Origin of the sequence: Euzebya pacifica (assembly GCF_003344865.1) — a bacterium.
GTDB classification, from domain to species: Bacteria; Actinomycetota; Nitriliruptoria; order Euzebyales; family Euzebyaceae; genus Euzebya; species Euzebya pacifica.
In genome coordinates, this window is sequence record NZ_CP031165.1 from 4197746 (window position 1) to 4212978 (window position 15233).

A 15233-nucleotide genomic window follows, 5' to 3' on the forward strand; every position below is an offset into this window, starting at 1 on the left:
CCGGCGTCTCCCACCCCGTCGAACCGAGGAGCGACCATGACCGACCAGACACCCCAACCTTCGGTGACCCGCCGAACCGTCCTGCGCTGGGGCACCACCGTTGCGGCGACGGGAATGGTCCTGTCCAACGACCCTGTTCGGCTGCTGGCGGCCCCGAACCCCGATCCTGCCGCGTCCCCACCGGCCAAGCTGACGTTCACCACCCGCCTGCGCCGGGCGGCCGACCAGCTCGACCTGACGCTGGAGTTCTGGAACCTCGAGCTCGTCACCGGGGACGGTCCCGCACGCCTGCAGCGGGAGAAGTCCAACAAGGGCAGCTACCTGGTGGTGGAGTTCCCACCGCAGGCGATCGCCGAGGAGGCCTTCTACCGCGCGGGCGGCTCGATGGAGGACGACGCCCAGGAGCCCGAGCCCCCGTACCCACCACCCTCGCCACCCTCCGGGGACGAGCCGCCGGCCCCACCGCCGATCGCGGCGCGGATGGCCAACCCGACACGGCTCGCCTTCTACGTCCCTGCCTCGGTCCTGCCCATGCCCTACACCGTTCCCCGACTGTTGTCGTGGCTGGACCTGACGCCCCGTGTGGTGGACAACGCCACCGCGCGCGACGTCCTGCCGGCCCAGCTCAAGTCGCCGACGGCCCCATCCGACAGCCAGACAGCCATCGAGCTGCCCTGGCACCTCGTGCTGTCTCCCCACGCCCAGTCGGCGTGGGCCCACGCCCATGCGCCCGTCAACCGCGGTGGGCGGACGGAGCTGTGGCACACCCGCCTTGCCGTGCGCGGCCTCGACGGGCAGGGACAACCGCTCCTCGACGAGGACGACGAGGACGGCCGCACCGTCCGGGCCGTCTGGTGCACCGACGACGACCCCGAGTTCAAGGACTACGTGAAGCAGGCCGACCCGCCGTCGACCCTCGCCGCCGACATCCCGTTCCGCACCTCCCTGACGCGCCGCGACCGGCTCGACCTCGTCCGCCTGTCCTCCGACTTCGGGTTGTCCAGACCTGGCCGAGCAGGACGCCAGGGCGCCGACGGTGGCCCGTTCGTCCCGGAGGTGGTGGAGGTCGACCGGCTGATGCTGACTGCCCTCGGCGGCTACCTCGACTCCGCCTTCGACCACGAGCTGAAGTACAGGGCCGGCGCGTACAACACCTCGCTGCTGCAGTGGCGGCACCTCGCGGCGATGGGGCGGGACAGCTACGTCCGGGTCGTCCGGAAGGGCTTCCTGTTTCCCTACGGGTTCAAGGCGGCGCTGGTCCGCATCACCGAACGCCGCATCGACCACATCGCCGACCTTCCGACGAAGCCGGCAGGGGCCTACCTGCGGCAGCGGGTGTTCATCGTCGTCCTGAAGGCTCGGCGGCGTCTGGCCGGCGACCCGGCGTTGCGCCATGACGGCAGGCAGGTCCCCTTCCGGTCGTTGACCTGCGTCACGAAGGCCACGCCCCCGCTGAGCACCCCGACGGACTACGCCGGACTTCCGGAAAGCGAGGTGTTCGTGCCCTCCGTCGACGGCGTTCCCTACGCCTTCGACCTGCGGGTCACCGACTGGTCGGGTGCCACGGTCCCGCTCTCCGCCCCCGCGGTCTGGGTCGACGAGGTGCACGCCTACGATTCCGAGGCGCTGGCCCCGATCATCAGCGCCTACCAGAGCGCCCCGGAGTCGACGGCCGGCGCAGCCCACGCGATCGACCTCGAGGGGCGGGAGATCGCCTTCGCGCCGCCCAAGGACCCCGGCGACACGACCTTCGTGGTGCGCAGCCTCGCGGTCGGCGCGGAGGAGGCCGACCCCGCCTTCGGCCCCGATGACCTCGCCGGTGCCGGCAACCCCGGCTTCTACCCAACGCTCGGCGAGGCCCAGGTGGAGCTGTCCACCGGCGGACAGGCCAGCGGCCCCGGTGGCGCACCGTCGGCACGGTTCGGCTACCACCCCGACTACGTCGTGCACGGGTTCGGCCAGGGAGGCCAGGACCACCCCAACCGTGGCGACGTGCTGTTCACCCGCGTCGGCCAGGCACCGGCGGGGCTGCTGTCGGTCGACACGAAGCAGGCCGGCGGCGCAGCCACGCCGGCCCTGGCGATGGAGGGCTGGTCCCGCGAGCTCGGCCCGACCGGCGACCCGGAGGACACCAGGACGGGCAGCTTCGACCCGACCAAGGTGCTCGGCGACGGGGCCAGGATCCTGGGTGGCATCGCCCTGAAGACCGTCCTCGCGGCGGTCGAGGACTTCCTGACCGACAAGGAGAAGGCCCTCAAGATCGTCAGCCGTCAGGAGACCGGCCCGAACCGGGTCGTGACGCTGATCGACTTCCACCCCGACCTTCAGGCGGGTCCGCTCGAGGAGCTGACGCTGTTCGCCCCCGACAAGTCGTTCGGCAAGGACTACCCGCCGAAGGCCGACATCCACGCGGAGATCGTCACCAACATCGACGACCCGTCGGCGTCGACGTCCAGGGTGGACGGTCGCATCACCGGCTTCGTGATCCTGCTGTTCGGCGGGGAACGGGACGGCGAAGCGGGTGACACCACCTTCATCCGCGTGCCGGTGCAGCACCTGGAGTTCAAGGCCGGCAGCAGCACCAAGGACGAGCTCCACATCCAGCTCGGCGACATCTCCTTCCACGGGGTCCTGGCCTTCGTGGAGGAGCTCAGCTCGCTGCTCGCCTTCGGCGACAGCGGCGGGCTGAAGATCGATGTCGACGGCACCGGCATCCAGATCGAGCTGATGGTCGCGTTGCCCGACATCAGCGTCGGGGTGCTGTCGCTGACCAACATGGCCATCTTCGTCAAGCTGGTCATCCCCTTCGACGGCTCGCCCGTGGAGCTGCTCTTCGCCTTCTGTTCTCGCGAGAACCCCTTCACCCTGACCGTCTGGATCTTCGGCGGGGGCGGTTTCGTCGGCATCACCGTCAGCGTCCGTGGGGTGGAGCTGTTCGAGCTCGCCTTCGAGTTCGGCGGCGGCTATGCCCTTTCCCTGGCGGGGCTCGCCAGCGGCAAGGTCGAGGCGAAGTCCGGCATCTACTTCCGTGTGGAGACCCTCGAGGACGACACCCAGCAGTGCACCCTCGAGTCCTACTTCCGCATCGCCGGGGCGGTCAGCATCCTCGGCCTGATCACGGTCAGCATCGAGTTCTACGTCTCGCTGACCTACAGCAAGCCGCCCGGGAGCCTGGTGGGCGAGGCCAGGTTGACCGTCGAGATCGACCTGACGGTGTGGAGCACCTCCGTCGAGCTCACCGTCCGCAAGGAGCTGGCCAAGGGTGACGGTGGCGACAGCAGCTTCGCCGCAGCCGCCCCTGCGGCGCTGGAGGCCGACAACGGTCCCGCGGTGACGTGGGCGGACCTCATGACCGCCGCGGACTGGGAGCAGCAGTACGTGACCGCCTACGCCCCGATGGGAGCCTGACATGCCCGCCTCCTCGCTCTTGCTGACCGCCATCCCCCACGGCGTCGACGCCGACGATCCGCTGGTTGACAACGGCGGCGGGGACACGATGCGGGTGCTCGTCCACCTCGCCCCCCGTCTGCGCACGCCGGGCACCCTGGCCGATCACCCGCACTGGGTGGACTGGCCCGCGACCCTCGCCGGGGTCTCGTGGTCCGTCCGGTTCCCGGACCTCGGGGTGCCCGACATCCCGGCGACACCGGTGGGCACCGCGGCGGAGTCCGCGCGCTGGACCGCCGTGCTGCCACCCGACACACCCGTCGACGCCCACGCCTACCAGGGCTTCGACCACCGTCCGCTGGTGTCCTACCAGAGCACCGCGATCATCGAGTTCCTGGCCGACCGGTGGGGCCGCGTCGGGGCGATCAGCCCGACGGACCATCCGTTCTTCGCCGACCTCGTCGGCGACGACGACGGCTTCGGCGCCATCGGCTTCGAGGCGTTGTGGGCTCGCCCGACCACCGAGGAGACCGGTCCGCAGCGGCGTGCACGCCTCCGCGCCGAGATCGCCGCGGAGATCAACGCCGCGAGCGACAGCCCGGCGGACTGGGCGACCCCCGCCGCCGGACCGCTGCCCGCTGACCCAGAAGCCCGCCGCGACGAGCTCGGCCGGCGGTTCCTCCGCTTGGCGAGGTTCCACAACCGCGACCGCATCGGCGTCCACGAGAACGACGCGATGCCGGAGGAGCCGTTCCTTCCCGACGTGCACCGCGTGCTTGCAGCCGTTCGACGCCACCCCACCCTCGAGCGGCTCCTCGGCACGGTCGTGGAGCTGGTCTTCCCCGCTCCCGGCGCGACGTCGACGTCCACGGCCGTGCAGGTCCTGGCCACCCTTCCGGCCGGCATCGACGTCGTGTCGGCCCGGACGATGTGCACCGTCCAGCCGCAGGCGTTCCGTGCGGTGTCCGCCACGCCCGGTCAGACCGACCTGGTCGACGGCTACCTGGCGCTGGGGGACCCCAGCCGGTTCGCGGTGGTCACCATCGACCCGGACGGCGGGGGGTTGAAGGCCCTGCAGTTCGCCGACAACCTGGCCCGTTCCCGCGTGCTGGTCGGCCCCGACACCTACGAGCCGTTCAGCGCGGCCACACCCGAGGCCTACGCGCTGCCCAGCCAGTCCAGCGCCGGCCTCGCCGTCGTCCGGCCGGGACGAGCCCAGGGGATGGCCGCCAGGCTGGCGGCGGTCACCGCCATCAACGCCGTCGCCTTCACCGGTGACGGCACCCCCGCCGGCGAGCCGACCCTGTGGGCCGAGGACCTCGTCCGCGGCCACCGCTTCGACATCCGCCTGGGCGGGGAGTCGGCCTGGCGGTCGCTGCAGGCGCAGGCCGGGAGCTACTGGTTCCTCACCGGCGGCGGACCCCAGGAGCTCCCCGGCATCGAGGAGGAAGCCGTCGTCGTCGCCGGCGCGACCAGCGCAGGCGGTGCCACCCCGCCACCGGACCTGTACCTGCAGGAGTCGCTGATGCGTTGGGGTGGCTGGAGCCTCGCGGCCCGTCTGCCCGGCACGTCCCTGGGGCCAGCCGACGAGGTCGGCGCCGACCCCGACGCCACGCAGCCCGACCCTTCCCTGCGGTTCCGGGCGGCGCTGGGCGTCGCCCCCGGGTCGCTGCCCCGGCTGCGATACGGTCAGAGCTACCACGTGCGGGCGAGGGCCGTGGACCTCGCCGGCAGCAGCGCCGCCCTCGACGACGACAACCCGGCGGTCGCGGAGTCGCCGCCGGTGCACTACCTGCGGTTCGACCCGGTGCCCTCACCCGTCACGGTGCTGGCCCATCCCGCCGTCGTGCCCGGGGAGAAGGCCGAGACCCTCGTCGTGCGGACCGACACCAGCGCGGGCCCCGCCGGGGACGACACCGTCACCGAGACCAGGCGGCACGTCGTGCCCCCGCGCGGCAGCGTCGCGCAGGCCGAGCACCACGGCATGTTCGACCTGGCCGACCATCCCGGCCAGCCGCTGGACCCCGGCGCGCATGCGGCGTACGCGTCGCGCGACGCCGAGGACCTTGCCACCCATCCCGACGGCGTCGCCGACCCCGACGATCCGCAGCGGTCGAAGTACTTCCCCGTGCCACACCTGACGATCCAGCACCTGTCCGACCCCCTCGCGCGGGCAGCCACGGTGCGTGGCCTGCCCGAGGGCAGCGGCGGCACCGGCACCCGGACGGTCGTCCCCTTCGCCGTGGACGACTGGCCGAACTGGGACAGCTTCGGCCTGCGGGTCACCGGCGGTCCCGCGAGCAGCTGGTCCTTCGATCCCGTCCAACGGATGCTGGACCTCGTCGTGGCCCCCGCGGAGGACCTCGACCTGCGGCTGTCCAGCAAGCCCGAGGACGACCAGGTCTCGCTGATGGGGGTGCTCAGCTGGATCCGGGCATGGCGCGAGGCGAACCCCTCCCACCCGTCGGTCACGGGGACGACCATGGAGGCGCTGGTCGCGGAAGCCGCAGCCGGTCACCACTGGATGTGCACCCCGTGGCGCACCATCCGCGTGGTCCACGCCGTCCGACGGCCACTGGCCGACCCCGACATGCCCGAGGGCCAGCTCTCCATCGCCCGAGACCATGGTGACACCCACGCCACGGTCCAGTGCCGGCCGATGTTGCTGCACCGGCGCAGCACGAGCAAGGTCGACATCGAGGCGACGTGGTCCGAGCACGTCGACAGCGGCCCGGGCGGTCCCGACCCCACCGAGTCCACCAGCGTCCGGAGCGTCCCGATCAGCATCACCATCGATCCGCGATCCGGCGAGGACGACGAGGAGTTCGTGTCGGAACGCCACGAGTTCGGCGACACCCGCCACCGGCTCGTCACCTACCAGGCGGTCGCGACCAGCGCCTTCGTGGAGCACTTCCGCGACGCCACGGCAGTCGTCGTCCCCGAGTCCGCACCAGCGCAGGTCGATGCGAGGGGCCTGGTCGCCTCCACCGTCGTCGTCACCGGTGACGACGGCGCGGAGCTCCGGCAGGGCACGGATGGTGACTACACCGTCGACGAGGCCGCCGGGACGATCAGCCGGGTCCCCACGGGCACCCTTGCCGCCGGCGCCACCGTCGACGTCGGGTTCGTGGTGCCAGCGATCACCACCGCCTCGGTGCCGAGGACACGGGTCGTGCCCAGCAGCGCCCGGCCCGCTGCGCCGCTGCTGGAGTACGTCGTCCCGACCTTCGCCCACGAGGTCGGCGACGGCGGGGCGCGGACCCGACGCGGACGGGGCCTGCGGGTGTACCTGCGACGACCGTGGTGGTCCTCCGGTGACGGGGAGCAGCTCGCCGTGGTCCTGTGGCCGGGCGCCGCAGGCGGGGGCCCGTTGCCCGAGGACCTGGAGTCCCATGTCACCCAGTGGGGGTTCGACCCCGTCTCGGCGTGGAGCACCAGCAGCAACCCGCCGGCCCCCATGCCGCCCCACCCCACGCAGGCCCACTTCGCCCTGTCGACCGGAGCGGTCGAGGGCTTGTCATTGCCCGGGGTGCCCGGCACCACGGTCGACATCGCCCCCCACGACGTCGTCTACGACCCGCAACGCGATCTGTGGTCGGCTGACATCACCGTCGGCTTCGGCCACGGCGACAGGACCTACTGGCCGTTCCTTCGACTCGCGCTGGCGCGCTACCAGCCCCACTCGCTGGCCGGGGTGTCGCTGTCCCGGGTGGTCCTGACCGACTTCGTCCAGGTCGCCCCGGACCGCACGGTGACGGTCGCCAGCAACCGCCAGGGACACCGGGTGGTGACGGTCACGGGCCGCACGCACGCGCGCAACGGTGCCGTGGCCGGCCCGCCGACCATGCGGGTCACGATCGAGGCGACCGAGCCCGACGTCGACGACCCCGACCTGCGCTGGCAACGGCTCGTGACCCGCGCCGGCGTACCGAACCCCGTCGTGCTGCAGGCCTCGCTGCAGGACGGCAACCACGCCACCTGGAGCGGCGAGGTCGTCGTCCCACCGACGCAGGGCCCGACACGGCTGGTCGTTGAGGAGGTCGAGCGGCATGCCACCACGAGCGCGTCGTCCTTCGTCCCCCGGGACACCGCCGAGCGTGTCGTCTTCCTCGACACCATCGACCTGTGACGGCGCCCGGGATCAGGGCAGCTCGCCGGTGGCCAGCAGCTGCTCGAACCCGGCCTCGTCGAGGATCGGCACGCCGAGGTCCTCGGCCTTGGCTGCCTTCGACCCGGGGCTGTCACCGACGACGACGGCGAACGTCTTGCCGGACACGCTGCCGGTGACCTTGCCGCCGGCGTCGAGGACCGCCTGCTTGGCCTCGTCGCGGGAGTAGCCGGCCAGCGTCCCGGTGATGACCAGCGTGCGGCCCGCGAGGACGTCGCTGGTCGTCGCCGTCACCTCGGTGTCGGTGCGGACGCCGGCGGCCACGAGCTTGTCCAGCAGCGCGGCGTTGCGGTCGTTGCCCATCCAGGTGACCAGCGAGTCGGCGATGACCGTTCCGACCCCGTCGATCGCGGCGATCCGCTCGACGTCGGCGTCGCGCATGGCCTGCAGGTCACCGAGGGAACGGGCGATCAGCTTGGCGACGTTCGGACCGATGTGCCGGATGTTCAGGCCCGTCAGCAGCCGTTCGATGGGCTGGGTCCTGGACTTCTGGATGCCGTCGAGCAGCAGGTCGGTCTTCTTGTCCCCGAAGCCCTCGAGGGCGAACACGGCGTCGCGGTCCAGCAGGTACAGGTCGGCCAGGTCGCTGACCAGCCCGGCCTCCAGCAGGGCCTTGGCGGTCTCGTAGCCCAACCCCTCGATGTCCATGGCCTTGCGGCTGGCGAAGTGGTCGAGCGTCTCGAGGATCCGGTTGGGGCAGTCGACGTTGACGCAGTAGGTGTCGGCCTCGCCCTCGAGCCGTTGCAGCGGCTCGCCGCAGAACGGGCAGGTCGTGGGGAACTGCCAGGGACCGGCGGCCTCGACGTCCTCGGGGCGTTCCGACAGCACCGGGCCGACCACCTCGGGGATGACGTCACCGGCCTTGCGCACGATGACCATGTCCCCCGGGCGGACGTCCTTCAGCCGGGCCTGGTCCTGGTTGTGCAGGGTGGCGTAGGTCACCGTGGACCCAGCGACGAGCACCGGTTCGAGGACGGCGTAGGGGGTCGTCCGTCCGGTCCGTCCGACGTTGACCTCGATGTCGACCAGGCGGGTCCGCTGCTCCTCCGGCGGGTACTTGAACGCGATGGCCCAGCGGGGAGCACGGCTGGTCGAGCCGAGCTGGCGTTGCTGGTCCAGCCGGTCGACCTTGACCACGACGCCGTCCAGCTCGTAGGTGGGGTCGTGGCGGTGGGTCTCCCAGTGCTCGACGAAGGCCCAGACCGCGCCGATGTCGTCGACGGTGCGGGTCTCGGGCGCGGTCGGGACGCCGGCATCGCGAAGGAAGGCGAGGAAACCGGAATGGCTCTCGACGTCCAGCCCGTCGGTGGCGCCCATGCCGTGGGCGACGAGCGCGAGCGGCCGGGTCCGCGTGACCTCGGGGTCCTTCTGGCGCAGCGCGCCCGAGGCGGCGTTGCGAGGGTTGGCGAACCGCGCCTCGCCGGCGGCCTCGCGGGCGGCGTTCATGGCCTCGAACTTCTCCACCGGGTAGTGGATCTCGCCGCGGACCTCCACCAGCGCCGGCGGGTCGTCGATGGCGAGCAGCCGTGGGATGCCCTCGATGGTGCGGACGTTCGCGGTGACGTCCTCGCCGGTGGTGCCGTCACCGCGGGTGATGGCCTGGGTGAGGAACCCGTTCTCGTAGATCAACGAGATGGCCACCCCGTCGACCTTCAGCTCGCAAGTGAAGCGGTGGTCGCCGCCCTCCAGGCCCCGGGCAACCCGGTCGGCCCAGGCCTGCAGCTCCTCGCGGTCGAAGGCGTTGTCCAGCGACTGCATCGGCAGGCGGTGGGCGACCTCGCCGAACGCGCTGTCGATGGGCGCGCCGACCTGATGGGTCGGGGAGTCCGGATGGTCGAGCTCGGGGTGCTCGGCCTCGAGCCCCTCGAGCTCGCGCATGAGCGCGTCGAACTCCGCGTCGGGGATCTGCGGGTCGGAAAGGACGTAGTACCGGTAGCGGTGGTAGGCGAGGGTCTCGCGCAGCTCGGCCACCCGGTCGCGGGTCTCGCGGTCAGTCATGGAGGAAGGAGTCTACGAAGCCCCTGCGACATCCGGGCCGACACCCCCGGCGGTGTCACGAGCGACGGCGCGCAGGTGCAACGGCAGGGTCGGCCGGAGGATCAGCTACGCGTCAGCGCAGGTCCTTCCAGTCGTGGATCTCCGCCTCCCAGCGTTCCCACTCGTCATCGATGGGGACCTCGACCTGCTCGAGCTGCTCGTCCGGACCGCTGTTGGCCTGCAGCCAGGCCAGCACGGCACCCAGGACCGTGACCCACAACACTTCGCTCATCGTCGACTCTCCTGACCCGCTTCCGGCGATTGGGTCCAAACGTACCCAGTTCAGCCTCCCGTCACCGCACGGAACCGGTGCTCGTTTCCAAAGCGTCGTACGTCACGCCCGTGGTGTCCACCGAGATGTCCCACAACCTGGCCGCATCGGCCTCGTTGCGGGCCTTCCGGTTGACCTTCGCCGAGCCAACCGGGCCGCGCATCTCCCCTGGCCCCTGCGGCCCCCAGTAGCTGCCACCGGGCACGTCGCTGACGGCGGCGTGGATCTGGGGCAGCGCACCTTGCTCCACCGACATGCCGACGATCGGGTTCAGCAGTCGCATGCCGATGCTGGCGGCCTTGTGGAACAAGCCGCCGCCGGGCAGCTGCACCCCGGCGGACTGCAGGTTGGTCGCGGTGTACCCCGGGTGGGCCGACACCGAGCGGGCGTCCACACCGGCCGCGTCGAAGCGACGCTGGAGCTCGAGGGCGAACATCAGGTTGGCCAGCTTGGAGCGGGCGTACTGGGCGGTGGTGTCGTAGCCGTCGGACTGCTGCTGCTGGAGGTCGTCGAAGTCCATCTCGCCGCGGTGGTGCATGCCGGAGGAGACGGTGACCACGCGGGCGTCCCCTGCGGCGAGCAGCGGCTCGAGGAGCAGGCCGGTGAAGGCGAAGTGCCCGAAGTGGTTGGTGCCGAGCTGCAGCTCGAGGCCGTCGGCGGTGGTGGCCTCCGGGGTCATCATGATGCCGGCGTTGTTGACCAGGATGTCGACTTCGGGGTACTCGCTGCGGATGACCTCCGCTGCGGTGCGGACGTTGTCCAGGCTGGCCAGGTCCAGCTGCACGAACCGCAGGTCGGCGGTCCGGTTGGTGGGGCGGATGTCGGCCTCGGCGGCGTCGAACTTGTCCTTGGACCGGGCGGTCATCACGACGGTCGCGCCGGCCCCGGCGAGGGCCCTGGCGGTCTCCAGCCCCAGCCCGGAGTTGGCGCCGGTCACCACCGCGGTGCGGCCGGTCAGGTCGGGCAGGTCGGCAAGCGTGAACACAGGAGCTCCTCGATGGATTGCAGTCGGCGTCGGGGACAGCCTGCCCCGATCATGCCTCGCCGAACGTGTCCCCCCGTCAACGACCGGCCAGCCACCGTCCGAGCGCGTGCAGCTCCTCCACCAGCTCTGGCGGGTCGAGCACCTCGAAGCCACAGGTCAGCCCCACGAGGAAGGTGGCGATCGGGCGCAGCTCCTCGCCCCCGAGCCGCAGGAGCGACCGGTTGTCGTCGGCCTCCTCGAGCAAGCCGATCGTCGGCGGCACCCGCATGCGGGCCACGTCGAGGGGCAGGTCGAGCAGGATCCGGGCCTGCCAGCGGTAGGCCGCCAGGGCGGTCCCCCGCTGGACCAGGCCGAGGGGTTCGGGCACCTCGTCGGGCAGGACGGCCGGTCCGACCTCCTCGGGCGCGGTGATGCGGTCGACCCGGAAGGTCCGCCAGGCGGCGCGGTCCACGTCGTGGGCAACCAGGTACCAGCGTGGGCCGGTGTGGACCAGCGCTGACGGATCGGCTCGTCGGCGGCTCGCCGTGCCGTCGACGGTGGTGTAGCCGAACCGCACCCGACGGCTGTTTCGCACGGCGGTGGCGAGCCGCGCAAGGGCAGCGGCATCGACCGGTGATGGATAGACCCGCTCCGGGCGCACGGTGGCGGCGTCGAGGTCGGCCACCCTCGCCCAGGCCGCCGGGGGCAGGACGGTTGCGAGCTTGGTCAGGGCGCCGTCCGCAGCCTCGTGCATGCCGGCGACCCCGGCCGGTCCAGCCGAGCGGACCCCGATCACCAGGGCGACGGCCTCGTCGGCGGTCAGCAAGAGGGGTGGGACAGCCCGTCCACGGTCCAGCCGGTAGCCACCGTCGGGACCGGGTGCGGCAGCGATGCGGTAGCCGAGCTCGCGCAGCCGGCTGATGTCGCGCCGCACGGTTCGGGGAGTGGTACCGGTGCGCTCGGCCAGGGCCGTGGCGGTCCACACCGGGCTGCCCTGGAGCAGGCCGAGGATCTCCAGCAGGCGGGCGAGGGGGTCCATGGAACGCAGTGTCCCACGGATGCGGACAGGTTCGGTCCGCATTGGTCGGCACGCTGGGGTCGATCACCCCCCTACAACCCGAGGAGCAAGCCGTGCCTGCAGCCACCCCCACACCTTCGACAACCCTGCCGCCCATCGTCCTCGTTGCCGGCGCCTGGCTGGGCGGCTGGGCCTGGGACGACGTCGTCGGACCGTTGCGGGCGGCCGGCCACCGGGTCCTCGCGCCCACCCTGCCCGGCATGGGCGATCGCCGCGACGAGGACCACGCCGACATCGACGTGACCGCCCACATCGAGGACCTGGCGGGCTGGCTGCAGGAGCAGGCGCTGACCGACGTCGTGCTGGTCGGCCACAGCTACGCCGGCGCCGTGGCCACCGGGGCCGCAGCCGCCCTTCCGGGCACGGTCGATCGGCTGGTGTACGTCGACGCGTCCGTGCCCACCGACGACGGACCGCTCGTCGGCGCCGGACCGCAGCTCGAGGCCATGCAGGCGTGGGCGGACGGTTTCGGCGGCCGGCTGCTGCCGCTGCTGCCCGACGAAATGCTGCGTGCCCGCGAGCTCTACGGCGCCGACGACCTGTCGGACGAGGCGTTGCAGCGGTTCCGCGAGCACGCGAGCCCGTTCCCCCTCCCCTGCATGACCAGCGCGTTGCCCCCGGGCACGGTTGCCGGCGCCTCCGGCATCCCACGGACGTTCGTGCGCTGCACCCGTTCGGGCCCGCCACCGTGGTGGACCGACGCCGACCAGCGCCGCCCCGAGGACCGCTACGTCGAGCTCGACGCTGGCCACTGGCCGATGTGGTCTCGGCCCGAGGAGCTGGCTGCCGCGATCCTCGCACGAGCCGAGCAGCCGGCCAGCGGGGGGTGATGGTCCGGCGACCGCTGCTGGGCGCTCAGCGAACGGTGGCGGCGATGGTGCCGCCGCCGACGCATTCCTCGCCGCGGTAGACCACGACGGCCTGGCCGGGAGCGACCCCGCTGGGCCTGACGCCGGTGAACGCCACGTCCATGACGTCACCGGCCACCTCGACGGCCACCGGCAGCCGGTCGCCGTGGTAGCGGACACGGACGGTCAGCCCCTCCTCCCCCGGGGTGGGCGGGGCGACGGTCCAGCTCACGTCGGTCGCGGTCAACGCGGCCACCTCGAGGTCCTGCCGCCGGCCGACGGTGACGGTGTCGCCCTCGATGGCGGTGACGAACCGCGGTTCGGGCATGCCCGACAGGCCCAGGCCACGCCGCTGCCCGACCGTGAACGCGAACGCCCCGTCGTGCTCACCGAGCTCGGTGCCGTCGTGGTCGACCAGCCGGCCGGGACGCCGGCCGATGCGGGCCCCGAGGAACGCCGCGGTGTTGCCGGAGGGGATGAAGCAGATGTCGGTGCTGTCGGGCTTGGACGCCGTGACCAGCCCGCGTTCGGCCGCCATCTCGCGCAGCTCGGACTTGGGCATCCCGCCGACGGGGAACGCCGAGTGCCGCAGCTGGTCCTGGCTGGCCATGTACAGCACGTAGGTCTGGTCCTTGCCCTCGTCGACGGGGCGGAGCAGCCGCACGGTGCCGTCGTCGTCGGTGGACAGGCGGACGTGGTGGCCGGTGGCAAGCCGGTCGAACCCGGCGGCCCGGGCACGGGCCATCAGGGCGGTGTACTTGACCCGCTCGTTGCAGCGGATGCACGGGTTGGGGGTGCGGCCGGCGGCGTACTCGGCGACGAAGTCGTCGACCACCCGTTCGTGGAAGGCGTCAGCGAAGTCCCACACGTAGTAGGGGATGCCGAGCAGGTCGGCGACCCGGCGGGCGTCGCGTGCGTCGTCGAGGGTGCAGCAACCCTTCCCCGGGATGCCGCTGGGGGTGTCGGCCATCTTCAGGTGCACGCCGGTGACGTCGTGGCCCTGCTCGACCAGCAGGGCGGCGGCCATGGAGGAGTCCACACCGCCCGACATCGCCACGAGGACGTTCGCCATGTCAGCTGTCCCCGTTGCTGGTGCCGCCTGCGCGCAGGCGTGCGACCGCGTCGGTGACCGGGGTGATCGTGCGGGCGACGTCGTCGTCGGTGGTCTCGGGCCCGAGGGTGAAGCGCAGGTGGGCGGCGTCCTCGCGGGCGCCGATGGCGTCGAGGACGTGGCTTCGCTGGGCGGCGCCGGACTGGCAGGCAGATCCGGTCGAGCACTGGATGCCGGCCCGATCGAGGCCCATCAGGAGGGCTTCGGCGTCGACCCCGCCGATGCCGACGTGGGCGTTGTGGGGCAGGCGACGCCCGGGGTGGCCGTTGTGGGTGGTGTCGTCGATGGCGAGCAGGCCCTCGAGCAGCGCGTCCCGGCGTGCTCGGACGACGGTGCCGAAGGTGTCGAGGTGTGCCACCGCTCGTTCGGCGGCCGCGCCGAGGCCGACGATGCCCGCGACGTTGAGGGTGCCCGACCGCACGCCGCGTTCCTGCCCCCCGCCGTGCAGGACGGGATGGGGCTGGAGGTCGCGTCGGAGCACCAGCACGCCGACCCCGGTGGGACCGTTGAACTTGTGGGCCGAGAGGGCAAGGGCGGCCGGCCGCCACTCCTCCAGCGGCATGGGGACCTTGCCGAACGCCTGCACGGCGTCGATGTGCAGCGGGACGCCACGGTCGGCCAGCGCCGGGCCGAGCACGTCGATCGGCTGGATCGTCCCGAGCTCGTTGTTGGCGGCCATGACGCTGACCACCCGGGTGTCGGGCTGGACGGCGGCGAGGACCTCATCGGGGTCGACGGTGCCGTCGGGGTCCACGCCCACGACGGTGGCCTTGATGCCTTGGTGGTCGCGCAGCCACTCGACGGTCTCGAGGACCGCGTGGTGCTCGATGGCGGTGGTGACGACGTGCCCGCCCGGGCCGCCGGACCAGACGAGCCCCTTGATCGCCTGGTTGTCCGCCTCGGTGCCGCCGGAGGTGAAGAGGACCTCCAGCGGGGTCACGCCCAACGCCACGGCGACCCGGTCGCGGGCGTCCTCGACGGCGGCCCGGGCCCGCCGCCCGGCGGTGTGCAGCGACGAGGCGTTGCCCACGGCCCCGGCGGTGATCCACGGCGCCATGGCCTCGGCCACCTCCGCCGCCAGGGGCGTGGTGGCCGCGTGGTCCAGGTAGACCGCGTCGGGGGTGGTCGACATCACGCCGACGACGGTAGCCGCTTGCCCGCGCCGGGTGGCCCGTGGCGCGATCGGGGCCCAGACCACGCCGGCGTGGGTACCGGCACGATCCGGTCCGACCGACGCGCGTGGGTACCGGCACGATCGGGGCCCGGACCACGTGGAGGTGGTTCCGGCCCCGATCGGGGGCCAGCCCACCGGCAGCGACCAGCCCACCGGCAGCGGCGGGTCTGCCGGTGGGCGGCCATTGGGGTGGCG

9 protein-coding genes are annotated in these 15233 nt (G+C 72.3%); 3 read left to right on the forward strand and 6 right to left on the reverse strand.

Annotation, left to right across the window (positions count from 1 at the left end):
• Window positions 1–36 precede the first annotated feature (36 nt).
• Window positions 37–3408 (forward strand): hypothetical protein, encoded by a 3372-nt coding sequence (locus tag DVS28_RS17975; RefSeq protein WP_114592693.1) that lies wholly within the window; start codon window positions 37–39, stop codon window positions 3406–3408.
• Window position 3409: 1 nt separating this feature from the next.
• Window positions 3410–7516 carry a hypothetical protein gene (locus DVS28_RS17980; protein WP_114592694.1) on the forward strand — a complete coding sequence of 1369 codons (4107 nt, stop codon included), beginning with the start codon at window positions 3410–3412 and terminating at the stop codon, window positions 7514–7516.
• Between the two features lie 12 nt (window positions 7517–7528).
• Here the strand turns inward: DVS28_RS17980 and ligA are convergent, their stop codons facing one another.
• From ligA to DVS28_RS17995, 4 genes are all read right to left on the reverse strand, one after another.
• Window positions 7529–9553 (reverse strand): NAD-dependent DNA ligase LigA, encoded by a 2025-nt coding sequence (gene ligA, locus DVS28_RS17985; RefSeq protein WP_114592695.1) that lies wholly within the window; start codon window positions 9551–9553, stop codon window positions 7529–7531.
• Window positions 9554–9665: 112 nt separating this feature from the next.
• Window positions 9666–9824, reverse strand: coding sequence for a hypothetical protein (locus DVS28_RS28555; protein WP_164710717.1), 159 nt, complete (start codon window positions 9822–9824; stop codon window positions 9666–9668).
• Window positions 9825–9885: 61 nt separating this feature from the next.
• Window positions 9886–10848 carry an oxidoreductase gene (locus tag DVS28_RS17990; RefSeq protein ID WP_114592696.1) on the reverse strand — a complete coding sequence of 321 codons (963 nt, stop codon included), beginning with the start codon at window positions 10846–10848 and terminating at the stop codon, window positions 9886–9888.
• Window positions 10849–10924: 76 nt separating this feature from the next.
• The gene (locus DVS28_RS17995) at window positions 10925–11866 is read right to left on the reverse strand and encodes a helix-turn-helix transcriptional regulator (RefSeq protein WP_164710718.1); all 942 of its coding nucleotides are present in this window, start codon (window positions 11864–11866) and stop codon (window positions 10925–10927) included.
• Between the two features lie 92 nt (window positions 11867–11958).
• Between DVS28_RS17995 and DVS28_RS18000 the strand changes: the two genes are divergently transcribed.
• Complete coding sequence (locus DVS28_RS18000; protein ID WP_164710719.1) at window positions 11959–12735, forward strand: alpha/beta fold hydrolase; 777 nt, start codon at window positions 11959–11961, stop codon at window positions 12733–12735.
• A gap of 25 nt (window positions 12736–12760) precedes the next feature.
• Here DVS28_RS18000 and mnmA read toward each other — a convergent pair whose 3' ends face one another.
• On the reverse strand, window positions 12761–13825 hold the full coding sequence (gene mnmA / locus DVS28_RS18005) for a tRNA 2-thiouridine(34) synthase MnmA (protein WP_216826129.1): 1065 nt from the start codon (window positions 13823–13825) through the stop codon (window positions 12761–12763).
• Window position 13826: 1 nt separating this feature from the next.
• Window positions 13827–14996, reverse strand: coding sequence for a cysteine desulfurase family protein (locus DVS28_RS18010; protein ID WP_114592698.1), 1170 nt, complete (start codon window positions 14994–14996; stop codon window positions 13827–13829).
• Window positions 14997–15233: the final 237 nt, after the last annotated feature.